Source organism: Franconibacter pulveris (assembly GCF_056780215.1).
On record NZ_CM165555.1, the window covers coordinates 1,468,739 to 1,490,548 of the forward strand.

Annotated in this window: 21 protein-coding genes; 9 read left to right on the plus strand and 12 right to left on the minus strand. The window is 56.4% G+C overall.

Features of this window, described 5'->3' with window-relative positions:
* Window positions 1-13 precede the first annotated feature (13 nt).
* The 4 genes from ybiJ to ACU4F7_RS07025 all read right to left on the minus strand — a co-directional run bounded on the left by ybiJ (window position 14) and on the right by ACU4F7_RS07025 (window position 2,150).
* Window positions 14-271: a DUF1471 family protein YbiJ gene (ybiJ, locus tag ACU4F7_RS07010; RefSeq protein ID WP_481638316.1), complete on the minus strand. Its 258-nt coding sequence runs from the start codon at window positions 269-271 to the stop codon at window positions 14-16.
* A gap of 307 nt (window positions 272-578) precedes the next feature.
* On the minus strand, window positions 579-839 hold the full coding sequence (gene bhsA / locus ACU4F7_RS07015; protein WP_481638317.1) for a multiple stress resistance protein BhsA: 261 nt from the start codon (window positions 837-839) through the stop codon (window positions 579-581).
* A 323-nt stretch (window positions 840-1,162) separates the two neighbouring features.
* On the minus strand, window positions 1,163-1,429 hold the full coding sequence (locus ACU4F7_RS07020) for a DksA/TraR family C4-type zinc finger protein (protein ID WP_029592300.1): 267 nt from the start codon (window positions 1,427-1,429) through the stop codon (window positions 1,163-1,165).
* Between the two features lie 94 nt (window positions 1,430-1,523).
* Window positions 1,524-2,150: a flavin reductase family protein gene (locus ACU4F7_RS07025; RefSeq protein WP_029592301.1), complete on the minus strand. Its 627-nt coding sequence runs from the start codon at window positions 2,148-2,150 to the stop codon at window positions 1,524-1,526.
* Window positions 2,151-2,263: 113 nt separating this feature from the next.
* Between ACU4F7_RS07025 and rlmF the strand changes: the two genes are divergently transcribed.
* Window positions 2,264-3,190 carry a 23S rRNA (adenine(1618)-N(6))-methyltransferase RlmF gene (gene rlmF / locus ACU4F7_RS07030; protein WP_481638318.1) on the plus strand — a complete coding sequence of 309 codons (927 nt, stop codon included), beginning with the start codon at window positions 2,264-2,266 and terminating at the stop codon, window positions 3,188-3,190.
* Here rlmF and ybiO read toward each other — a convergent pair whose 3' ends face one another.
* The 6 genes from ybiO to rhtA all read right to left on the minus strand — a co-directional run bounded on the left by ybiO (window position 3,191) and on the right by rhtA (window position 9,986).
* Window positions 3,191-5,431, minus strand: a complete 2,241-nt coding sequence (gene ybiO / locus ACU4F7_RS07035; RefSeq protein ID WP_481638706.1) for a mechanosensitive channel protein — start codon at window positions 5,429-5,431, stop codon at window positions 3,191-3,193. It abuts the gene before it with no gap.
* A 279-nt stretch (window positions 5,432-5,710) separates the two neighbouring features.
* Complete coding sequence (gene glnQ, locus ACU4F7_RS07040; RefSeq protein WP_024555986.1) at window positions 5,711-6,433, minus strand: glutamine ABC transporter ATP-binding protein GlnQ; 723 nt, start codon at window positions 6,431-6,433, stop codon at window positions 5,711-5,713.
* Complete coding sequence (gene glnP / locus ACU4F7_RS07045) at window positions 6,430-7,089, minus strand: glutamine ABC transporter permease GlnP (RefSeq protein WP_024555987.1); 660 nt, start codon at window positions 7,087-7,089, stop codon at window positions 6,430-6,432. The genes glnQ and glnP overlap by 4 nt, the downstream gene beginning before the upstream one ends.
* Window positions 7,090-7,171: 82 nt before the next feature.
* Window positions 7,172-7,915 (minus strand): glutamine ABC transporter substrate-binding protein GlnH, encoded by a 744-nt coding sequence (gene glnH, locus ACU4F7_RS07050; protein ID WP_024555988.1) that lies wholly within the window; start codon window positions 7,913-7,915, stop codon window positions 7,172-7,174.
* A gap of 375 nt (window positions 7,916-8,290) precedes the next feature.
* Complete coding sequence (gene dps, locus ACU4F7_RS07055; protein WP_024554406.1) at window positions 8,291-8,794, minus strand: DNA starvation/stationary phase protection protein Dps; 504 nt, start codon at window positions 8,792-8,794, stop codon at window positions 8,291-8,293.
* A 304-nt stretch (window positions 8,795-9,098) separates the two neighbouring features.
* The gene (gene rhtA, locus ACU4F7_RS07060; protein WP_029592304.1) at window positions 9,099-9,986 is read right to left on the minus strand and encodes a threonine/homoserine exporter RhtA; all 888 of its coding nucleotides are present in this window, start codon (window positions 9,984-9,986) and stop codon (window positions 9,099-9,101) included.
* A 354-nt stretch (window positions 9,987-10,340) separates the two neighbouring features.
* Between rhtA and ompX the strand changes: the two genes are divergently transcribed.
* Window positions 10,341-10,856: an outer membrane protein OmpX gene (gene ompX / locus ACU4F7_RS07065; protein ID WP_024555991.1), complete on the plus strand. Its 516-nt coding sequence runs from the start codon at window positions 10,341-10,343 to the stop codon at window positions 10,854-10,856.
* Between the two features lie 71 nt (window positions 10,857-10,927).
* On the opposite strand, the gene ACU4F7_RS07070 is transcribed toward ompX, so the two are convergent.
* On the minus strand, window positions 10,928-12,511 hold the full coding sequence (locus ACU4F7_RS07070; protein ID WP_029592305.1) for a phosphoethanolamine transferase family protein: 1,584 nt from the start codon (window positions 12,509-12,511) through the stop codon (window positions 10,928-10,930).
* A 300-nt stretch (window positions 12,512-12,811) separates the two neighbouring features.
* On the minus strand, window positions 12,812-12,946 hold the full coding sequence (mntS, locus tag ACU4F7_RS07075) for a manganase accumulation protein MntS (RefSeq protein WP_481638319.1): 135 nt from the start codon (window positions 12,944-12,946) through the stop codon (window positions 12,812-12,814).
* Between the two features lie 191 nt (window positions 12,947-13,137).
* Here mntS and mntR point away from each other — a divergent pair, with 191 nt between their 5' ends.
* The 7 genes from mntR (at window position 13,138) to ACU4F7_RS07110 (ending at window position 21,778) form a co-directional block, all read left to right on the plus strand.
* Window positions 13,138-13,611, plus strand: coding sequence for a manganese-binding transcriptional regulator MntR (mntR, locus tag ACU4F7_RS07080; RefSeq protein ID WP_024555993.1), 474 nt, complete (start codon window positions 13,138-13,140; stop codon window positions 13,609-13,611).
* Window positions 13,608-14,723, plus strand: coding sequence for an SLC13 family permease (locus tag ACU4F7_RS07085; RefSeq protein WP_481638320.1), 1,116 nt, complete (start codon window positions 13,608-13,610; stop codon window positions 14,721-14,723). The genes mntR and ACU4F7_RS07085 overlap by 4 nt, the downstream gene beginning before the upstream one ends.
* Before the next feature lie 101 nt (window positions 14,724-14,824).
* The gene (locus tag ACU4F7_RS07090; RefSeq protein WP_481638321.1) at window positions 14,825-15,964 is read left to right on the plus strand and encodes an HlyD family secretion protein; all 1,140 of its coding nucleotides are present in this window, start codon (window positions 14,825-14,827) and stop codon (window positions 15,962-15,964) included.
* Complete coding sequence (locus tag ACU4F7_RS07095; RefSeq protein ID WP_481638322.1) at window positions 15,961-17,532, plus strand: DHA2 family efflux MFS transporter permease subunit; 1,572 nt, start codon at window positions 15,961-15,963, stop codon at window positions 17,530-17,532. The genes ACU4F7_RS07090 and ACU4F7_RS07095 overlap by 4 nt, the downstream gene beginning before the upstream one ends.
* 1 nt (window position 17,533) lies before the next feature.
* Window positions 17,534-19,075, plus strand: coding sequence for an efflux transporter outer membrane subunit (locus tag ACU4F7_RS07100; protein ID WP_029592309.1), 1,542 nt, complete (start codon window positions 17,534-17,536; stop codon window positions 19,073-19,075).
* A gap of 109 nt (window positions 19,076-19,184) precedes the next feature.
* Window positions 19,185-20,228 carry an aldo/keto reductase gene (locus ACU4F7_RS07105; protein WP_481638323.1) on the plus strand — a complete coding sequence of 348 codons (1,044 nt, stop codon included), beginning with the start codon at window positions 19,185-19,187 and terminating at the stop codon, window positions 20,226-20,228.
* A gap of 173 nt (window positions 20,229-20,401) precedes the next feature.
* The gene (locus ACU4F7_RS07110) at window positions 20,402-21,778 is read left to right on the plus strand and encodes a glycoside hydrolase family 1 protein (RefSeq protein ID WP_481638324.1); all 1,377 of its coding nucleotides are present in this window, start codon (window positions 20,402-20,404) and stop codon (window positions 21,776-21,778) included.
* Window positions 21,779-21,810: the final 32 nt, after the last annotated feature.

The window sequence follows — 21,810 nt, forward strand, 5'->3', positions numbered from 1 at the left end:
AGTTGAGGGTAAATCAGTTGTAGATAACCGCCGTGCCGCTGAGTTTATTGTTGTTGTTGGCTGAGGTGATGCTGTAAGCCTTCGCGCCTGCCGCTTCGGCTTTGGCAGCCAGACGGGCTTCCAGACCATCAAGAGTCGTCGCGCCGGTTGCCGAGACCACGCCGATTTTGTGCAGGTTCTGTGCGTCGGCAGGGTTAACAGCCTGGGCGGCAAAAGCGCTGGAAACGGCGGACAGAAGGAGGGCGGCGGCAGCATATTTTACGGTTTTCATGCGCTTTTTCTCGAAGTTTATTCTGTTGTGGTGACGTTGTTCCGTCGATGTGTTTATTATTGACGTTTAAGACGAAACATTAAATCGAAGAGAATTGACAGGGTTGTTCTAAAAATTTGAATCATCGTTAATATAATTGTTAATCAATTGGTTACCCCGCAAGAAAGCCGCATTTTTTCACGCCTGCGTCTCGTAAAGCGTAATAGCACGCTTCGCCCTCTCTTTTGTTAACCCGGTATGTCTGCGGTCAGGGCGGCTTATGCCAGACAGACGAAGCCCGCCTTGAGGCGGGCCCGGAACGTGATGATTATTTGTAAATGGTGGCAGTGCCGTACATCTGATTTTCGCCGCCAGCCGATTCCACTTTATAGGCCCTGGCGCCTTCCTGGCGCGCTTTTTCCGCCAGTTTATCTTCCAGATCGTCCAGCGACAGGGCGCCTTGTGCGGATACGGTGCCCGCCGGACGCAACTGCTGGTTATTATTGTCCAGCATTTGCGGCGCGGAGAACGCGGAAAAAGAGAGCGTGGCGAAAGCCAGACCAGCGCAGAGCGAAAGCGATTTTTTCATTTTGACCTCCTCCCGGGAGAGACGAGAACACAACGTTAGCTCTGTAAGTGTAGGAGGGGCTTGCATGGCCATCGGCGCAAAAAATTGATCAAGTTATGCTTATTTTTTGAACAATATATCTTTAGGCAGCTTTACAAATCAGCCACATACAGGTGACTGTATTGTCGGGCTTTTATCTGAACCGGTAAAACAACAACAGCAGGCCCGGGCGTGCGCTGTAAAAGGGTTTACAGGCATTTACCTTACCCCTGAGAGCAGGGCCTGTGTTGAGCCGTTAAAAAGAAAGGGTAGGTTTGAGAAAGGGCGCCATCCCGGATAGCGCGCTAACGCAGCTGGCTGTCTTTCGAACCGCGACGGTTATACGGCGAAAAGCGCTGACGGTGTTCGTCCTGCTTTTGCTGGCAGTTAACGCACAAGCGAACGCCGGGGATGGCTTTACGCCGGGCCTCGGGAATTGGCTCATCGCACATCTCACAAAATTCCAGGCTTTCGCCCTTCGGCAGATCGCGCCGCGCCCGCGCCACAGCATCTTCTATGGTGCTGTCGATTTGATCCTGCACCGCGCCGTCGTTTGCCCAACCTGAAGCCATAAGACCTCCTGAATCGTTAAGCAGAGCCATAATTATAGCAAAACGAGGGGGGTTCTGCAGAGAGAAGCCCGCCGCGGCGGGCTTTAGCGCACGGTTAGCGGGCGTCCGGGCGCACCAGGTCGAAGCGCTGCGCTTCGTCAATGGCATAGTAGGCGCTGGGGCCGCCGGCGCGTAAAACCGGTTGCGCTTTTGCGGTCTGGTAAATGCCGTTTTCCAGCAGCGTTTTGTCAATGTGAACCGCCACCACTTCGCCCAGCACCAGCCACGAATCTATGGGCTCGCCATTGGCGGAGGTCAGCTGGATGCACTGCGACAGCCGGCACTCGAAATTCACCGGGCTTTCCGCCACGCGCGGCGCTTTCACCAGACGCGACGGCGCAGCGGTTAAGCCCGCCCGCGCAAACTCATCCTCGCCCCGGGGCAGGGTGGCGGAGGTTTCGTTCATCGGCACCGCCAGCGCGCGGGTGGTCAGGTTCCAGACAAACTCTTTGGTCTCGACGATATTCTGCACGCTGTCTTTCCAGCCGCTGCTGGCGAAGCCGATGATCGGCGGACGGTAATTAAAGCAGTTAAAAAAGCTGTACGGGGCCAGGTTACGTTGCCCGTCGGCGTTAAGCGAGGCAATCCAGCCGATGGGGCGAGGGCCGACGATGGCGTTCAGCGGGTCGTGCGGCAGGCCGTGGCCGCGAGCAGGTTCATAGTAATAACGTTTTTCCGACATAGCGCGCTCCTGTAAACAAAAAAACTATCATAGCCGGAGAGGCAAATTTTCCCCCACTTATTTACCGCCCTGGCCGCAGCAGGTATCTTACGCGCCCACACAGGAGAAAGCCGATGAACCGTAAACCGGGCCTGCACCCCCGCAACCGTCACCACAACCGCTATGACTTCGCCGCGCTTAAGCAGAGCTGCCCCGCGCTCGCTGATTACGTGCGCCTCTCGCCGCTGGGCGAAGAGACGGTCGATTTTGCCGATCCGCAGGCGGTAAAGACGCTTAACAAGGCGCTGCTGGCCCACTTTTACGGCGTGCAGCACTGGGATATTCCTGAAGGTTTTCTCTGTCCGCCGGTACCGGGCCGGGCGGATTACATCCACCATCTGGCGGATCTGCTTGCCGAAAGCAACGGCGGGGCGATACCCGCGCAGGCGAGCGTGCTGGATGTCGGCGTTGGCGCGAACTGCATTTACCCGCTTATCGGCCAGTATGAGTATGGCTGGCGTTTTACCGGCAGCGAAACGCACGACGAAGCGTTTCGCAGCGCGCAGGCGATTATTGCGGCGAACCCAGGGCTGAGCCGGGCCATTCGCCTGCGCCGTCAAAAACAACCGGACGCCATCTTTGACGGCATTATTCATAAAAACGAACTTTATGATGCCACGCTCTGCAATCCGCCGTTCCACGATTCGGCGCAAAGCGCGCAGGCGGGCAGCGAACGCAAACGCCGCAATCTTGGGCTTGCGGGCGCCGACCTGAATTTCGGGGGCCAACAGCAGGAACTGTGGTGCGAAGGCGGCGAAGTGGCTTTCATCAGCAAAATGATCGCCGAGAGCAAACACTTCGCCCGTCAGGTGCTGTGGTTTACCTCGCTGGTTTCGAAAGGCGACAACTTGCCCGCCCTCTATCGCGCGTTACAGCAGGCGGGAGCCGTCAAGGTCGTGAAGAAAGAGATGGCGCAGGGTCAGAAGCAGAGCCGCTTTATCGCCTGGAGTTTCCAGAACGATGCCCAGCGCGAACGCTGGGCGCAGAGCCGTTTTCGTTAATCACACTTTCGGGTCGGCAGGCGGCAGTACGCCGCCGTTGCCGCCCATGGCCGCATTCTGCGCTCTCGCCGCCTGGGCCGCATCGGGCGCAGGCTGAACCATCTGCACCGTTTGGACTGGCGGGCGCACGCCTGCGAGATCGAAGTGTTTCTTCACCATGCCGTCCAGCGCGAAGCGCACCGTCCACTGCTTAAGCGGCTGCGTGGTGAAGGTGACGCGAATGGTAAACGCGGTATTGGTCAGGCCCACGATGCCGGCAAAATTCGGCTCGCCAATCACCAGCATGCGAATGTCCTCTCTTTCCATCAACTCTTCCACGGCGGCATGCAGCGCCCGATTCGCTTTCTCCGTGTCTTCATGCCTGTCGACATCGTAGTTCGCCACAAACGAGCCAATACCGCGCACAAAGTTAGCGAACGTGGTGATAGAGGACCACGGAATGATGTGATATGCGCCGGTATCCTGGCGTACCCCGACAGAGCGAATCGACATCCGTTCGACCGTACCGGTGAGCGGCCCGATGGTCACCAGGTCGCCGGTATTCATGCCGTTTTCAAACTGAATGAAGATGCCGGTAATAATGTCCTTCACCAGCGTTTGCGAACCGAACGACACCGCCAGACCGAGCGCCCCTGCGCCTGCCAGCAGCGGAGCGATATTCACGCCGATTTCCGAAAGCACAATCATCACCGTAATGGTGCTGATGATCACCGCCAGCGCGTTGCGAAACAGCGTCAGCAGCGTGCGGGTGCGGGCGCTTGGCATCGGGCGGCCATGAATGTCTGACGCCAGCCGGCTCTCAATGAGGCTCGCCAGCAGCGTCCAGCCTACGGCGGAGAAGAAGAGAATCAGCAGGATGCGGATAAGAATATCCACCGTTTTCTCGCCTGCGCCGCGCGTGATCCACTGCCAGAAATCGAACAACCCCCACGCGTTTAACAGCAGCATGACGGCCACGCAGACGGTCAGAATACGCGCCAGCTTCAGCGACACGGATAGCCAGCCGTTTATCCTCTTTTGCAGCATCGGGTAGTTGCGCTGTACTTCTGGCGATAATGTGATGGTTTTTTGCAGCCAGCGCGACAGCACGCCGGAGATGAACGCCGCCACGCTAATGATGGCGAGGCTCCTCAGCGAGGCGCCCATCATAAATTTCAGGCTGTTGCCCGGGTCAAACAGCGAGAAGAAGAAGAGCACGATGAAATAAGCGCTGGCGATCCAGTGCCAGACCAGCGCAAAGGCGCGAATAAACAGGCTGAAGAAGGCGAGGGAGCGGTCCGCCAGCTGGATCAAATCCTGCTGGATTTCGCGCTTATTATGGAAAATGAGCCACAGCGCCCAGAGCGTAATGGTCAGCATAATGACCACGTTCGCCAGCGCCCCTATCTGCACGTTGATCTGCGCCGAGATAATCGGCACCGCCACCAGCAGCCCGTAACCAATCAGGCTGCTCAGGCCGCTTAAGCGCGTGTTCCAGTAACGGGCGCTGGCGTCGCTAATGCCAAAGGGCCGCAGGGTCGGCACGCGCGGGCAAAAGATAAGCCGCAGGATGGCTTTAAAAAACTCAATAAGCGCGAACGCGTTAAGAAAGAGCCCCTGCTGACGGGCAATGGTGCGGCTGCCGGCGTTCATCAGGTCGATAAACATTTGCCCTAAAAAGAGCGTCAGCGCGAGGAGCGCCAGGTCAATGATGAACGCCAGCACAATCATTATCGGCAGTTGAAGCCAGTTGGCGCGGTTCTTGTTCTTGCGCCTTCCCCATTCGCCCATTTTGCGGTAAAGCGGTATGGCGCAGGCGCGAAGCGTCCAGTAAAAAGCGAAGACCGAGACCGCCAGCATGGTGAAATGGGTGAGGGCGTTGAGAAAGGTCTTCTGGTTAAAAGTTTTGTGCGGCGCGCCGGTGATGTTGCGGTAGAGCTGGGCGAAGCGGCTGGAGAATTCGCCGCCGTAGTGACGGCTCACTTCCGTTACGTTCTCCAGCACCGTTTTCTCCTCTTCCTCCTCAACCGGCGGCGTGATGGCCGGCGTGGCTTCGTTTGCAGGCGTTGTCGAGGCCTGCCGGAGCTGGCTGATTAATTCGTTACGGGATTTTTCATTCTCCAGCACGTCCGCAAGCGCAGCGTAAGCGGCTTTCTTTTTCTCAGCGTCCGGCTCCGGCGGCGCGGCCTGGCTGTTGTGCGTAGAGGAGGCGGCAACGGCAGCAGCAGGCAGGCTAACCGCCTGAGCAGAAAAGCTAAACACGCTGACGAGCAGCAACACAATCCACGGCACGGCATCCTCCGGATGAGAAAGGTGGGAAGCAAAGAAGATAAGTATAGTGCGCAGGCAAGCGAGCCGAGGAAATGGGGAGTTTTCTGGCGGGAAAGGCGGCGTACCGGCGTCAGGATTTATGGACCCCGCCTGGCCCTGAGATTGTGCTTCTGTGGGCGGATAAGCGAAGCGAAACCGGGTAAACGCCTAAGGACAAGAACAGAAAGAAAAAACCCTCTCGGATGAGAGGGTTTGCCTTAGCAGAAAACCTTAAGAAACGTGCTGCAGGAACTCCTGCAAACGCGCGCTGGGCGGGTTCTCGATAAGCGCCTGCGGGTTGCCGTCTTCGGCAATGCGGCCTTTATCAATAAAGATGAGGCGCGAGGCCACCTTTTCGGCGAAGCCGATTTCGTGGGTCACGATAACCATTGTCATGCCTTCCTCCGCCAGATCCTGCATCACTTTCAGCACTTCATGGCGCAGTTCCGGGTCGAGCGCCGAGGTCGGCTCATCGAACAGCATCATCTTCGGCTTCACCGCCAGCGCACGGGCAATCGCCACGCGCTGCTGCTGGCCGCCGGAAAGTTCGGAAGGGTAGTGGTGCGCGCGCTCGGCTAACCCCACTTTCGCCAGCAGCTCTTTCGCCAGCTTTTCCGCCTCCGCTTTAGACGCGCCGCGCACGCGCACCGGGCCGAACATCACGTTCTCCAGCGCCGTCAGGTGCGGAAAGAGATAAAACTGCTGGAACACCATGCCCGCTTCCTGACGGATCAGGCGCTCGTCCACTTTCGGATCGTTCACTTTCAGGCCATCGACGATCAGGTCGCCGCTGGTTATCTCTTCCAGCTTATTAATGCAGCGCAGCAGTGTGGATTTACCGGAGCCGGACGGCCCGATAATGACCACCACTTCGCCCTGCTTAATGTTCAAATCGATATTGTGCAGCACCTGGGTTTGGCCAAAGTGCTTGGAGACATTCTTAAATTCAATCACAGGATTTTCATCCTTCTTTCCAGACGACGCAGAATAAAGCTCAGTACCAGGGTGATAATCAGGTAGATAACCGCAACGGCGCTCCAGATTTCCAGGGCGCGGAAGTTGCCGGCGATGATCTCCTGGCCCTGGCGGGTCAGTTCGGCGACGCCGATAACGATAAAGAGCGAGGTATCTTTAATGCTGATAATCCACTGGTTGCCGAGCGGCGGCAGCATACGGCGCAGCGCCAGAGGAAGGATAACGTGGCGAATCGTCTCCCGGCGGGAGAGACCCAGCGCCAGGCCCGCCTCGCGAAAGCCCTTATGGATAGAGAGCACCGCGCCGCGGGTGATTTCCGCAATATACGCCCCGGAGTTGATCATGATGGTCACTACCGCCGCCGTGAACGGATCGATGCGCAGATCGTTAAACGCCATCGGCAGGGCGAAGTAGATAAACATCACCTGCACGACAATCGGCGTGCCGCGGATCACTTCGATAAATACCAGGGCGATATGGTTGGCTATCCAGCCGCCAAAGCTGCGGGCGAAACCGGCCACCAGACCGATTATCAGACCGCCGACCAGACCGAGGACCGAAATCCACAAGGTCATTTTGGCGCCTTCAAGCAAGAGGGGAATGGCAGGCCAGATGGCGCTCCAGTCAAACTGCATGATGATTTCCTGTGTTACCGTGGTTCAAAAACAGCAGGGGCGAAAGCCGCCCCTGACTGAGTGCTTATAGCTTTAAGAATAATTATTTCGGTTCAGTGCCGAACCATTTTTTATAGATTTCGTTATAGGTGCCGTTCTCTTTCAGCGTTTTCAGCGCGCCGTTGACTTTGGTGCGCAGGTCATCGCTGCCTTTCGGGAAAGCGATGCCATACTGCTGGCCCGCCAGAGAGTCGCCTACCGCTTTAAACTGACCGTTGCCAGCCGTTTTGATGAAGTAAAGGATGTTCGGCGTATCGTGCAGCACGGCGTCAGCACGGTTGGTGCCAAGCTCCATATACGCGTTATCGATGTTCGGGAACTGACGCAGATCTTTGGTTTTAATATTCGCTTTCGCGTAATCAACGGAACCGGTGCCGCTCTTCACCGCCACCACTTTGCCGTCGAGATCTTTAACGCTTTTTACATCGTTATTGTTCGCTTTGACCATCACCAGCAGGCCGCTGTTGTAGTAGCCGTCGGAGAAGTCGATCGCTTTTTTGCGCTCTTCAGTGATGGTGATGCCCGCCAGCGCCAGGTCGACGTTTTTGGTTTGCAGCGCCGGGATAATGCCGCTGAAATCCATCGGCTTTAAGGTGTAGTCAAGCTTCAGTTCTTTCGCGATAGCGGCCCACAGGTCCACGTCGAAGCCGACATATTTGTCGCCCTGTTTGAATTCAAACGGAACGAATGCCGTATCGGTCGCCACGACCAGTTTATCCGCAGCCTGGGAAGAGACCGCGAAAGCCAGGGTAAGTGCAGCCAGTGAAACTTTAAAAACAGACTTCATAGCATTTCCTTTTTTAATCCACGGGGCGATCCCCTGCGAGACGGGTGCAGTATGAAAAAATCGTGCCAGTTTTACAACCCACTGTTTTTCCAGCCGTAAGAAAAACAAGCATTGCACCAGGAACAGCGCTGGACCGACTTTTTGCACCACAATGAGGCACCAAAATGGTGCGTGACGGTCAGGCCGCAAGGGTTGAGCATTATTAGCGCAGATTACGGTTTGAAAACAATCGTTACTTAACGATTGTGTGAGGGATTAGTTACAAAAAAATAACGGAAAGGGGGAATGTGAAACAAAAGCCTGCACTTAGTTAGTGCAAAGAGAAAAGAAAAAGCCCCTTCCCGAACGGGAAAGGGCATAAGCAAAGCGTCTGGCTTATTCGATGTTAGATTCGATAAACCACAGGAATTTATCCAGGTCGCGGGAAGCCGCGGTGAAAATATCTGCCGTATCTTCGTCTTTCGCTTCGCTGATCGCTTTACGAACATCGTTCGCCACAATAGCGTAGCGGTCGGCCAGGGCTTTCAGGTGCTCCTGCACGGTATGGATATCAAGCGGGTAGCTCTGCAGCGGGGTTTTGCTGTTCACGACCTGCGTGGTGCCCAGGGCAACGCCGCCCAGCTGTACGGCACGTTCAGCGATGGTATCCAGGTGTTCGGTAAGCGTGGTGCGGAAACCGTCCAGCATTTCATGAACGCCGATGAAGTTAGCACCGCGCATATTCCAGTGAGCCTGTTTGGTGATCAGCGACAGATCAATAAACTGAACAACCTGACGATTGAGCAGCTCGACGGTGGCTTTCTTGTCTTCATCTGCTACATCGTTACGGGTGTAGAGCAGATCAGAACCTTTAGATTTAACCAGTTTAGCGGTACTCATAATCATATCCTCTTGATGTTGGTGTCCCAATCAATTTACCGGAAATAAGTATAGCATCGGTTCCCCGACGTGCAGGTTTGAATATACCTATTGGTTAAATAGCGGAAGCAAACTTGCTTTTATTTTTCTTTATAATCAAATAGTTATCATGTTCGTTGCGGATGAATCTTAATTCCGCCAGCAACATGATTTCATATTCTTATTATTTATTGATCTACAACAAACCAGGCAGGAAATATAAGTTGCTTAAGCGGGGAAATTATTTCCGCCCGTCAGCGAGGCGGGCGAAAATAAATAAGAAAGGTTAATTGATATCAACCTCTTTGAGCTGCGTTTCGCGGCGAAGGGTAAGCGTCGAGCCAACAGAGGCGATGATAATCGACAACAGCGCCAGCCATTGCGTCAACGTCAGGCTTTCGCCCAGAAACACCATTCCGGAGAGCGCCGCAAGCCCTGGCTCCATACTCATTAGCGTACCGAAAGTACGGGTGGGCAAACGCGTTAGCGCAATCATTTCAAGAGAGTAGGGCAGCGCGGTGGAAAGCACCGCAACGGCAAGCCCTAAAGGCAGTAGCGACCAGTGCCACAGCGCCTCGCCCGCCTGTAAAGCGCCAACAGGCACGAAAATCACTGCGGCGATTAGCGAGCCTAACGCGACGGTCGCCGGGCCATGATCCGCGCCGGCGCGCTGGCCGGTAAGAATATAAAGCGCCCAGCAAGCGCCCGCGCCCAGGGCGCAAGCGGCGCCAAACAGGTCGACATGCGCGACATCTTTACCGAGCGGCAGCAGAAACCACAGCCCCAGCACCGCCAGAATGACCCAGACGAAATCGATGGGTCTGCGCGAGCCAAACAGCGCGACCGCCAGCGGCCCGGTAAACTCCAGCGCCACCGCAATGCCAAGCGGCACCGTATTAATCGCCAGGTAAAACAGATAGTTCATCGCGCCCAGCGACAGGCCGTAACAGAGCAAAGGCAAGCGCTGCGCTTTCGTAAAACGCAGGCGCCACGGTTTGAAGACAATAACCAGAATAAGAGTGCCCAGCGCGAGACGCAGGGCGGTAACACCGGGCGCGCCGACCAGCGGAAAAAGCGATTTAGCGAGTGAGGCGCCGCTCTGAATCGAAATCATAGCGACCAGTATTACCACTATGGGCATCCAGACGGGCATTTTGCGGGGCAACGTAGGCATCCTGTTCCTGTCAATTTTTGTCAGTGATAAGTAAAGGCCTGAGTTTAAGCGAAATAAAACGGTGCTGGTTGAACTTTTATTGAAAAATCACGCCGGGAAAATCGCTACCATGGCCGCCGCATCGCTCATTATTTCTCCATTCCATTTAGGAATAATCTGGATGATGGTTAACGCTACGGGCATCCATAATGAGGCCCACGTGTTAAAACGCTGGATATTGAACAAGATAGGAGCATATGGAAATGTTCTGTTACACCAAAAGACGCGTTAGACAACGCGAATCACAAAGAGTTTCTCACCCGTCTTTGGTATATTAAAAACTTAGGACTTACTTGAAGCACATTTGAGGTGGTTATGAAAAAAATTGCATGTCTTTCAGCACTGGCTTGTGTTCTGGCCGTTTCCGCGGGTTCCGCTGTTGCCGGTACCGCTACCGTTTCCGGTGGCTATGCTCAGAGCGACGCGCAGGGCGTAATGAACAAAATGAACGGTTTCAACCTGAAATACCGCTATGAGTTCGATGACAGCAACCCGCTGGGCGTAATCGGTTCCTTCACCTATACCGAAAAAGATCGTACCGATAACGGCCTGTACAACAAAGGCCAGTACTATGGTCTGACTGCGGGTCCGGCTTTCCGCATCAATGACTGGGCAAGCATCTACGGCGTAGTGGGTGTTGGCTATGGTAAATTCCAGAGCACCGACTACCCGACCAAAACCAGCGACACCAGCGACTACGGTTTCTCTTACGGCGCCGGTCTGCAGTTCAACCCGGTTGAAAACGTTGCTCTGGACTTCTCCTACGAGCAGAGCCGCATCCGCAACACCGATGTTGGCACCTGGATCGCAGGCGTGGGCTACCGCTTCTAATTCGCTTTGCGATGATAAAAAATCCGCCTCACCGGGCGGATTTTTTTTGCCTGCAACCTGTGCGTAAAACGCTAGCGTGTTTTCGTCTCAAAAATATCGCTGCCCAGGTGATCATAGCTTACCTTATGCAGTTTAAAGTTAGTCACCCAAACCGGCCCCGCTTTTTGCGACGAAATAAACTTATATTTCGACGTAATTTCTTTTGCCTTAATCCCCGTCCACTGGGCAAAAAAGCTCAGAAAATCATTGGCTGAGCGGCGCGCTTTAATAAGGCGATGCGCGGTGTCGTCGCTGGAAAGCACCATAAAGGGCACCTGGAAATTTTGCTGAAACTTATCGTCATGCGCCAGGTACTGCACCTCTTTACCCCGCTCTTTAAAGGCCAGACCGTGGTCGGAAAAATAGACCATGGAGAAACTTTGCCCGGTGTTCTGCAACTGCTGATAAAGCTGCTCCAGCAGATGATCGGTCTGCGTGATGCTGTAAAGGTAGCAAGAGGTCTCCTTCGACTGAACGAACACCTCATATTTGCCTTGCGTGCGGTCGCAGGCCTGAGGATGCGAGCCCATCAGATGCAGCACGATAAGCTGCGGCTGCGTACGCGGCGTGGCGAAAACCTGCGACGTCATCTTTAAAAGCGCATCGTCACGGGTATTTTTATCCGCTTCGAAATCGCCGCTTTTCAGAAATTGCACTTCATCGGCGCGCTTAGCGATACTGGCGATGGCGGTATCGTACTCGCCAATCTGACCCTGATTAGAGAACCACCAGGTCTGAAAACCGGCGCGATTGGCAAGCGTGACGAAGTTATCCTGGTACTGCGGCTTATTGTCGAGCACGCGATTGAGCGTCAGCCCCAGCGATTTTTGCGTGGAGCCGCTTGCGGCGACGTAATCCGTAAAAAAATAGCCATTGGCGTGGCTGGCGAAAGGGGTGTTATCCCAGTGGCCGCCAAACGCGCCGACCGCGTCGCGGCGCACGCTTTCGCCAATCACCACCACATAGGTATGGTACTTCGGCTTCACCGCCAGCACGTTCCAGGAATCCTTCACCTGCGACAGCGCAGCCATACGCTGCTGCTCGTCGATCACCTCAGCATTATTAACCACCACATCTTTAACAAAGCGAAACACCGGATAACCGGTGTCTTTGAGCTTAAAGACGCCGCCATAGGCAAGATTTTGCAGCGGCGCGACAAAAAAAGCCGCCACGCTTACGGCAAGACAAAGGTGGTCGGTAAAACGCCACGGCTGTTTTGCGGCAGGCTTGCGGCGAAAAGCGATAACGCCGAGCGCGAAGATAAACAGCGAAACCAGGTAGCTGTACCACGGGAAGATGGTCAGGAGCTCGGTGGACTCTTCCATATTGGTGGAATGCAGCGCCAGCAGCGTATTAAAGTTCGGCGCGCCATAAGCCTGACCAAAGGGAAAATAGAAAGCCGCCGTCAGCGAACAGAGCGCCAGCACATTTTTTTGCACGCGCGGCGCAATGCGCCAGAGCAGCAACAGCACGCAGCTGAAAGCCACGGCGTAAAGCAGGCTGAATTCATAACCCAGCGCAGTGTTGATAAGCAAGGATTGCAGAAAGTAGAACCCCACCCACGGATCGAGCGCGATGCCGCGCGCAGCCAGCGTATCTTTAACGGTTAAATTCATATTCAGGTTCAACGAGACGCCATGCGCTAACCCTGGCGTAGAGGGTCTGTCGTGCTTTGCGGTCGGAAAAGGGAAAGGAAGAAATTCACATCCGGGAGCCGCTGTGCTGACAAGGCTGCAAGAAGATAAAGCCGAAGAATAAGAAGATCAACTGGCGCTAACAAACTGTTTTGCGAGGGAGATTACAAAAACGGCGAAAAAGCGGGAAAAGGGCCAACGTGACGAGAAAAAACCAGAAAAAATAAGTCAGACAAATGACAAAACGATGACGGGGTCATCAGAAAACCTTCTTGCGAGCGCTTACTTCTGACGAGGCGGCGTTTGCTCCGGCTGCGGTTTTCCGCCCAGATAATCGCACAGTAAATTCAGCAGCAGCAGCCGCACCTGAAAAGGGGAGTGACTAAACACGCGCATACACCTCTTAAATTCGTTCATAACACGCCTCCTCGTGTAAACAGCCAGCCCAACGATCCCTGATCGGCTGTTTGCATTACATACAGATATAGCACAGGCTATATTCTATAGCTACGGCTAACTCGTTAATTTTTTGTGCTGGCGAAGGTGTGGTTTACAATGGGCGCACCGTAGAGCATCCCAACAATGCGCCACTGAAATGAGGAAGTAGAATGAGCCGTCGGGCAGGTAAGCACAGCAGCACAAAAGTGACGCAACTGGTTAACGTTGAAGAGCATGTTGAAGGTTTTCGCCAGGTGCGAGAAGCCCACCGGCGTGAGCTCATTGATGATTATGTCGAGCTGATTTCCGATCTTATCCGGGAAGTGGGCGAGGCCCGTCAGGTTGATATGGCGGCGCGGCTCGGCGTCTCGCAGCCTACCGTCGCGAAAATGCTTAAAAGGCTCGCCACCGTGGGGCTTATCGAGCAGATCCCGTGGCGGGGCGTTTTCTTAACGGCCGAGGGCGAAAAGCTGGCCCAGCAGAGCCGCGAGCGCCACCAGATAGTAGAAAACTTCTTGCTGGCGCTGGGCGTAAACCCTGACACGGCCCGCCGCGACGCGGAAGGGATGGAGCATCATGTCAGCGAAGAGACGCTTGAGATCTTTCGCCGCTTCAGCGAGCAACATGGGTTTGGCCACGAATGATTAAAACGCTGGCGCGTCCTTTCCTGCACGATCGTTTCTTACAACTGCTGCTTATCGTTGGCGCCGCGCTGCTTGTCGCCACGCCCTTCGCGCCGCGGCAGTGGGCCTCCGCTATCGACTGGCATACTATCCTGACGCTGGCGGGTTTGATGATGCTCACCAAAGGGGTGGAGCTGAGCGGCTATTTTGACGTGCTCGGCCGTCGCATGGTGCGCCGCTTCGCCAGTGAACGACAGCTCGCGCTGTTTCTGGTCTGCGCCGCCGCGCTGCTTTCTACCTTTTTAACTAATGACGTGGCGCTCTTCATCATTGTGCCGCTGACGCTCACCTTAAAGAAGCTGTGCAATATTCCGGTTAACCGGCTGATTATCTTTGAAGCGCTGGCGGTTAACGCCGGGTCGCTGCTGACGCCGATAGGCAATCCGCAAAACATATTACTCTGGGGGCGTTCGGGGCAATCGTTCGCCGCGTTTGTCTGGCAGATGGCGCCGCTGGCGCTGGCGCTCGTAACCAGCCTGTTGCTTCTTTGCTGGTTCTGTTTCCCGGCCAAAAAGCTCGACTATCAGGCGCGGGAGAAAAGCCCCGCCTGGCAGCCGCGTCTGGTCTGGGGCTGCCTGGCCTTTTATGTCGTTTTCCTCGTTGCGCTTGAGCTTAAACTCGAACTGTGGGGCGTTTTGCTGGTGGCCGCCGGTTTTGCATTGCTGGCGCGCCGGGTGCTGGTCAGCATCGACTGGAGCCTGCTGCTGGTTTTCATGGCGATGTTTATCGACGTGCACATGCTCACCCAGCTTCCTCTGCTACAGGGAATGCAGAATGTGTCGACGCTTTCCCACGGCGGGCTGTATCTGCTCGGCATTGGCCTGTCGCAGGTAATCAGCAATGTGCCGGGCACTATTTTGCTGCTCAACTATGTGCCGCCCTCCACGCTGCTCGCCTGGGCGGTTAACATCGGCGGGTTTGGCCTGCTGCCGGGGTCGCTCGCCAATATTATTGCGCTGCGCATGGCGAATAACCGTCGCATCTGGTGGCGCTTCCATCTCTTTTCTCTGCCGCTGCTCGTCTGGTCCGCGCTGGTGGGGTATGGCCTGCTGTCGCTGCTTTTTCTCAGATAGTGCTTATTTGTCAGTTTTTCCTGGAAAATGTATAGCTACGTCCTACGTTTAGTTAACGACGCTTTTGTGACGTAGTTAACTGACAGGACTGTTGCTGGCATATGGCTGAGAACAACAAGAAGCCTGACGACGCATCTCGTCAGGACGAAGAGAAAAAAGAGAACAAACAGGGCGAAGAGGGAAAAAACGGCGACAACGGGCGCAAACGGCCCGGTAAAAAGCCGTTAATCATTCTTGGCATCGTGGTTATCGTGATGGTTATCGTGGCGCTGGTCTGGTGGTTTATGACCCGCAACGAAGAGACCACCGACGACGCTTTCACGGAAGGCGACGCCGTGACCGTAGCGCCAAAAGTAGCGGGCTATGTGACGGACCTGCGTGTAAAAGACAACCAGCTGGTGAAGAAGGGCGATTTACTGGTGGTTATCGACCCGCGCGACGCGCTGGCCCAGCGCGATCAGGCCCGCGCGCAGGTTGGCCTTGCCGAATCCCAACTCCATCAGGCTCAAGCGCAGCTGGCGTTGGCTAAAGTGCAATATCCCGCCCAGCGGGATCAGGCGCAGGCGCAGGTACTGAAGGCCGAGGCCGATCTCGCTAACGCCCGCGCCGAATATAAACGCCAGCGCGGCGTCGACCCTCGCGCCACGTCGCAGCAAAATATCGATACCGCCAGCGCGCAATTGCGCAGCGCCGAAGCGGGCCTGGCCAATGCCAAAGCGCAGCTGGAGGTCGCCGAGCAGGTTAAACTGCAAATCCGTCAGCAGGAGACCAATGTCGAGGCTCGTCAGCGACAGGTCGAGCAGGCGCGCGCCCAGCTGCAGACGGCGGAGCTTAACCTCTCTTATACCGAAGTGCGCGCCCCGTTTGACGGCTACGTCACAAAGCGTAACGTGCAGCTCGGCACGCTGGTGCAGGCGGGCAGTGCGCTTTTCTCGGTGGTTTCCCCCCATATCTGGGTGGTGGCGAACTTTAAAGAGTCGCAGCTTGAACGCATGCGCCCTGGCAACAAAGTCGCGCTGTCGGTGGATGCCTTCCCGGATATGGAGCTGGAAGGGCATGTCGACAGTATCCAGCAGGGCAGCGGCTCGCGCTTCTCCGCGTTTCCGGCGGAAAACGCCACCGGCAACTTTGTCAAAATCGTCCAGCGCGTGCCGGTAAAAATCGTGATTGATAAAGGACTCAGCGCCGACAGGCCGCTGCCGCTCGGGCTTTCCGTGGAACCTAAGGTGACGGTGGAATGAGCGAGCACGGCCACGAGAACTGGAAACCCGCCAGCAACCCGTGGGCGGTGGCGATAGTCGTCACCCTCGCGGTGTTTATGGAGATTCTCGACACCACCATCGTGAACGTGGCGTTGCCGCACGTGGCGGGTTCGCTCTCTTCAAGCTACGACGAATCGACGTGGGTGCTCACCAGCTATCTGGTGGCGAACGGCATCGTGCTGCCGATTTCGGCGTTTTTAAGCCGCCTGTTTGGCCGCAAGCAGTTTTTCCTTATCTGCATTGTGATGTTCACCGTCTGTTCATTCCTCTGCGGTATCGCCACTGAGCTATGGGAAATTATCCTGTTTCGTATATTGCAGGGGTTTTTCGGCGGCGGGCTACAGCCTACCCAGCAGTCGGTGCTGCTCGACTACTTTAAGCCTGAAGATCGCGGCAAGGCGTTCGGCCTCTCCTCCATCGCCATTATCGTTGCCCCGGTGCTGGGGCCGACCCTTGGCGGCTGGATAACGGACAACTACTCCTGGCGCTGGGTCTTCTTTATTAATATCCCGGTCGGCATTATTACCGTGCTGGCTATCTATCAGCTGCTGGAAGATCCGCCCTGGGAGCGCAAATCCGAAGAGAAACTGACCGTTGACTGGACCGGGATCGGGTTGATAGCCCTGGGCCTCGGCTGCCTTCAGGTGATGCTTGACCGCGGCGAAGATGAAGACTGGTTTCTCTCGAACTTCATTCGCACTTTTGCGGTGCTGACGCTTATCGGCATCATCGGGGCGATTTTCTGGCTTATCTATGCCAAAAAGCCGGTGGTTGACCTGCACTGCATGAAGGATAAAAACTTTGCCGTCTCCAGTCTGCTGATGGCGGGCATGGCGATGATCCTCTACGGCAGCTCGGTCGTTATTCCGCAGCTGGCGCAGCAGGATCTGGGCTATACCGCTACCTGGTCCGGGATGGTGCTTTCGCCCGGGGCGGTGCTCATCGTGTTAACGATTCCCCTTGTGCTGAAGCTAATGCCGATAGTGCAGACGCGGTATATCATCGCCTTCGGTTTCGCCTGCCTTGCCGCATCGTTTTTCTGGTCGCGAACGCTCACGGCGGATATCGATTTTGAAACGCTGGTGCTTTTTCGCAGCGCCCAGTCAATCGGGCTTGGTTTTTTGTTCGTGCCGCTGACCACCATCGCGTTTATCACCATTCCCCGGCAGCTGAACGCCGATTCCGCCGCGCTGTTTACGATGTTTCGCAACGTGGCTGGCTCCGTCGGCATATCGCTTTCCACCGCGGCGATTACGGAGCGCTCGCAGGCGCACAGCGCCTATCTGAGCTACCACACGTCGTCGTTTAACGAGCAGTTTCAGCAGGCGATACGCCATTCGGCGGAGGCGATACGTAATTTTACCAGCCTGGCGGGCGATCCGGCGGGCATTGCCACCGGTCAGATGTATAAAACGATGATTGCCCAGTCGCGCATTCTCGCCTACATCGATGTCTTTACTATTTTGAGCGTCGTGGCGCTGTTGTTGATTCCTTTTTGTTTACTGCTTTCGCCCATCAAGAGCGAAGGCGCCGCAGGAGCACATTAACATGTCCAGGAGAGTGATTTTTCAACCCGCCATCGCCGCGCTTGCCTTGCTGGCGGCGGGTTGCGCCGTAGGGCCGGATTATCAGGGCGCAAAGCCCGTCACCCCCGGCGCGTTTGGCGAAACCACCCGACAGAATCAAGCGGGCGTCGCCTCCAGAGCGCGGTCGACTGCCCCCGATCCCCGCTGGTGGCGCGCGTTTAACTCGCCGCAGCTGGACAGCCTGATTGAGCGCGCGATTGCCGGCAACCTGTCGCTGCAGCAAACGGTGCTGCGCATCGCCGGCGCGCGTGAACAAATTACCCAGGCGGGCGGCGCATTTTACCCGGCGGTCAACGGCAACCTTCGCGCCACGCGCCAGCAGCTGGGGCTGAAGGGAGAGCTGAAATCGCATGATGTTTACGGCCAACTGGATGATGTCGACCCGCAAATCGCCGGCGCGCTGGGGCCGCTGACCCAGCCCATCAACCTTTATCAGGGCAGCTTCGACGCCCAGTGGGAGATTGACCTCTGGGGCCGGGTGCGGCGTCAGGTGGAAGCGGCGCAGGCGCAGCAGCAGGCGGCGATTGAACAGCGCAACGACGCGCTGGTCTCGCTTGAAGCGGAAGTGGCCCGCGCCTGGCTACAGCTGCGCGGCGCGCAGAGCATCATCAATACGCTGAATGCGCAGATAGCCTCGGCGCAGCAGACGCTGGAGCTGACCGAAAGCCGCCAGCGCGGCGGGCTTTCCCCGCAGCTGGACGTGGAGAACGCCCGCGCCCAGCTCGGCAATTTGCAGGCGCAACTGCCGCAGTATCAGGCGCAGGCGCGCCAGGCGATGAATGGCCTGGCGGTGCTGCTCGGCAAGCCGCCGGGCGCGCTCGACAGCGAGCTGCAAAACGTACAGCCGCTGCCGAAACTGCCGGAAATTGTGCCGGTCGGCGTGCCCTCCACGCTTGCGCGCCGTCGCCCTGACGTGCGTGAGGCGGAGGCGAACCTGCACGCCGCCACCGCGCAGATCGGCGTGTCGGTGGCGCAGCTTTTCCCGAGCCTTTCCCTTACCGGGCAGTTTGGCCTGCGCAACAGCGAAGCGGATTATCTGACCGACTGGAGCAGCCATTTCTACAGTTTCGGCCCGCAGCTTTCCATTCCCATTTTCCAGGGCGGACGGCTGGTTTCCAGCGTGAAGGTCGCCCGCGCCGAGCAGGGCGCCGCCGTGTTGCAATATCGCCAGACGGTGCTGACCGCGCTTTCCGATGTGGAAAACGCGCTGGTGAGTTATCGCACCGACCAGCAGCGCGAAGCGGGGCTGAATAACACCATCGAAGCGCTGCAAACCGCTTTTGATTTGGCCAACGACAGCTATCGCAAGGGCATTGCGACCTTCCTTGACGTGCTCGACGCCCAGCGCCAGCTGGCGCAGGCTGAAGAGCAGCGCGCCCAGGCGCGGGTGCAGAGCAGCCTTGATTTAGTGGCGCTCTACAAAGCGCTTGGCGGCGGCTGGGAGCCTTACCAGAATGTGCGGTTGCCGGACTACGCTGTCTTTGGCGAAGCGCCGCGCGGCTAAGTTCAGAGGATTAGGCAAGAGATGAGCAGAAATTCACCCTCTCTGTTTTTACCCGGACGTGTATAACGATAAGGGTTCCTGACATCGATTAACCGACGAGGGCTGTTCTATGCGTTATAACAAACTGGGCAATACCGGACTGTTTGTCTCCGAACTCTGTCTTGGCACCATGACGTTCGGCGGCGAAGGTGAAAGCATGTGGGCCAAAATCGGCCAACTGGGGCAGAGCGAAGCGGATAAGCTGGTCGGCAGCGCGCTGGATGCGGGTATTAACTTCATTGACACCGCGAATGTCTACTCGGAAGGACGCTCGGAAATCATTACTGGCCAGGCGCTGAAAAATCTTCAGGTGCCGCGGGAAAACGTGGTGGTTGCCACCAAAGTTTTTGGCGAAACCGGCACCGCAGGGGTCAATTCACGCGGTTCGTCGCGCTATCACATTATGAACAGCGTGAAGGAGAGCCTCCAGCGCCTGCAGCTTGATCATATCGATCTCTATCAACTGCACGGCTTCGACCCGGCCACGCCCGTCGAGGAGACGCTTTACGCGCTGGATAACCTGGTGCGGCACGGCCACGTTCGCTATATCGGCGTCTCCAACTGGGCAGCCTGGCAAATCATGAAGGCGCTGGGCATTTCGCAGCGTCTCGGGCTTGAGCGCTTCGCCTCGCTTCAGGCTTACTACACCATAGCCGGGCGCGATCTTGAGCGCGAACTGGCGCCGATGCTGCAAAGCGAAGGGCTGGGATTAATGGTCTGGAGCCCGCTGGCGGGCGGTTTGCTGAGCGGCAAATACAGCCGTGAAGGCGAGGGCGAAGCCGGGTCGCGCCGCCTGAATTTCGACTTCCCGCCGGTCAATAAAGACCGCGCTTTTGACTGCGTGGACGTGATGCGCGTTATCGCCGACGCGCGAGGCGTATCGGTAGCGCAAATCGCGCTGGCCTGGCTGCTGCACCAGCCGGTGGTCAGCAGCGTGATTATTGGCGCCAAACGGCCGGAACAGCTTAGCGACAATATCGCCGCCACGGAAATTCATCTGAACGAAGACGAACTTACGCAGCTCAACGCCGTCAGCGCCCTGCCGCCTGAATACCCCGGCTGGATGCTGGAGCGGCAGGGGGAATACCGCCGCAATCAGCTAACACCTTCCTGATTTTTCACCACACCCGCTCAGGCGGCGAGGGTAACCTCGCCGCCTTTTTTATGCTGCGCTTTTTCGACTCTGTTCACAAAATAGCCACGTGCTTTTTGTTTGAGTTATCGTCATCGTCTATATGACTAGTCATATACCGTTAATGACTTTACATGACTACGAGGAGAGCGAGCATGACGCAGAAACTGCCAGAAGGCTTTTTGTGGGGAAATTCCGTTTCCAGCATGCAGACGGAAGGCGCGTGGAATGAAGAAGGAAAGGGGATGTCGGTTTACGACATCCGTGAAGCCAGCGAATTCGCGTCTGACTGGAAAGTCGCCACCGATTCCTATCATCGCTACGAGGAGGACTTCGACCTGATGCAGGATCTGGGCATGAACTGCTACCGCTTTCAGATAGCCTGGAGCCGGGTCTGCCCGGAGGGCGACGGCGAGTTCAACCCGCAGGGCATCGCCTTTTATGAACGTTTTATCGACGGCTTGCTGGCGCGCGGCATCGAACCGATGATCTGCCTCTATCACTTTGATATGCCGCTGGCGCTGGCGCGCAAATACAACGGCTTTACCGACCGCAAGGTCATGGAGGCCTTTGTGCGCTACGGGCGCAAGATGATCGACTGCTTCGGCGACCGGGTGACCTACTGGCTTACCTTCAACGAACAGAATATCTACCACATGCCCGAGGCGTTTAAGGTGGCGGGCTATTTAAGCGGCGAAAAGACGCTGCGCGAGCTCTATCAAATTCAGCATCACGTGATGATGGCGCATTGCCATCTTACCCATTATCTGCACGAAAACTATCCAGGCAAGCTCATGGGCGGCATGCTGGCGCACCAGCTTGTCTACCCGGCGACCTGCAAACCGCGGGACGTTTTCTGCGCCCAGCAGTATGACGAATTTCTCAATCAGAATTTGCTGCGCGTTTTCGCAGGCCAGGGCTACAGCCCGGCGGTCATGGCGGTAGCGGCGCGGGAAGGGTTTCAGGATATCTTCCGCGAAGAGGATCTGGCGCGGCTGGAGCAGATGAAAAACGACTTTATGGCCTTCAGCTACTACGCCAGCAAAACCCTCGACAGCGACGCCATCCCGCACGACGCGCCGGTTAACGACTACCTGCTGTACGGCGATAAGCCGAACCCCTATCTGAAGGCGACGGAATGGAACTGGCAGATAGACCCGCTCGGCTTTCGCACCATCATCACCCGCTATTACAACGACTGGCGGCTGCCGGTCTTCCCTATCGAAAACGGCATCGGCGTCATTGAGTCTTGGGATGGCGTCAACCCTGTCGAAGACAGCTACCGCATCGCCTACCACCGCGACCATATTCAGGCGATGAAAGAGGCCATTTTCAGCGATGGCGCGCAGGTGCTGGGCTATCTCGGATGGGGGCTTATCGACATCCTCAGTTCGCAGGGCGATATGCGCAAGCGCTACGGCGTGGTCTATGTGAACCGGGAAAACCACGACCTCAAAGATCTTAAACGGGTGCCCAAAAAGAGCTACGCGTGGCTGAAACAGGCGATTCGCAGCAACGGCGAGGCGTTGTAACGGGCGAGCGGGCGGTGAGCGGCTGATTAACA

Excerpts from the sequence above, each read along its gene's own strand:
- ybiJ (WP_481638316.1), bottom strand. The coding sequence starts at position 271 with ATGAAAACCGTAAAATATGCTGCCGCCGCCCTCCTTCTGTCCGCCGTT.
- bhsA (WP_481638317.1), bottom strand. The coding sequence starts at position 839 with ATGAAAAAATCGCTTTCGCTCTGCGCTGGTCTGGCTTTCGCCACGCTC.
- ACU4F7_RS07020 (WP_029592300.1), bottom strand. The coding sequence starts at position 1,429 with ATGGCTTCAGGTTGGGCAAACGACGGCGCGGTGCAGGATCAAATCGAC.
- ACU4F7_RS07025 (WP_029592301.1), bottom strand. The coding sequence starts at position 2,150 with ATGTCGGAAAAACGTTATTACTATGAACCTGCTCGCGGCCACGGCCTG.
- rlmF (WP_481638318.1), top strand. The coding sequence starts at position 2,264 with ATGAACCGTAAACCGGGCCTGCACCCCCGCAACCGTCACCACAACCGC.
- glnP (WP_024555987.1), bottom strand. The coding sequence starts at position 7,089 with ATGCAGTTTGACTGGAGCGCCATCTGGCCTGCCATTCCCCTCTTGCTT.
- glnH (WP_024555988.1), bottom strand. The coding sequence starts at position 7,915 with ATGAAGTCTGTTTTTAAAGTTTCACTGGCTGCACTTACCCTGGCTTTC.
- dps (WP_024554406.1), bottom strand. The coding sequence starts at position 8,794 with ATGAGTACCGCTAAACTGGTTAAATCTAAAGGTTCTGATCTGCTCTAC.
- rhtA (WP_029592304.1), bottom strand. The coding sequence starts at position 9,986 with ATGCCTACGTTGCCCCGCAAAATGCCCGTCTGGATGCCCATAGTGGTA.
- ompX (WP_024555991.1), top strand. The coding sequence starts at position 10,341 with ATGAAAAAAATTGCATGTCTTTCAGCACTGGCTTGTGTTCTGGCCGTT.
- ACU4F7_RS07070 (WP_029592305.1), bottom strand. The coding sequence starts at position 12,511 with ATGAATTTAACCGTTAAAGATACGCTGGCTGCGCGCGGCATCGCGCTC.
- mntS (WP_481638319.1), bottom strand. The coding sequence starts at position 12,946 with ATGAACGAATTTAAGAGGTGTATGCGCGTGTTTAGTCACTCCCCTTTT.
- mntR (WP_024555993.1), top strand. The coding sequence starts at position 13,138 with ATGAGCCGTCGGGCAGGTAAGCACAGCAGCACAAAAGTGACGCAACTG.
- ACU4F7_RS07085 (WP_481638320.1), top strand. The coding sequence starts at position 13,608 with ATGATTAAAACGCTGGCGCGTCCTTTCCTGCACGATCGTTTCTTACAA.
- ACU4F7_RS07090 (WP_481638321.1), top strand. The coding sequence starts at position 14,825 with ATGGCTGAGAACAACAAGAAGCCTGACGACGCATCTCGTCAGGACGAA.
- ACU4F7_RS07095 (WP_481638322.1), top strand. The coding sequence starts at position 15,961 with ATGAGCGAGCACGGCCACGAGAACTGGAAACCCGCCAGCAACCCGTGG.
- ACU4F7_RS07100 (WP_029592309.1), top strand. The coding sequence starts at position 17,534 with ATGTCCAGGAGAGTGATTTTTCAACCCGCCATCGCCGCGCTTGCCTTG.
- ACU4F7_RS07105 (WP_481638323.1), top strand. The coding sequence starts at position 19,185 with ATGCGTTATAACAAACTGGGCAATACCGGACTGTTTGTCTCCGAACTC.
- ACU4F7_RS07110 (WP_481638324.1), top strand. The coding sequence starts at position 20,402 with ATGACGCAGAAACTGCCAGAAGGCTTTTTGTGGGGAAATTCCGTTTCC.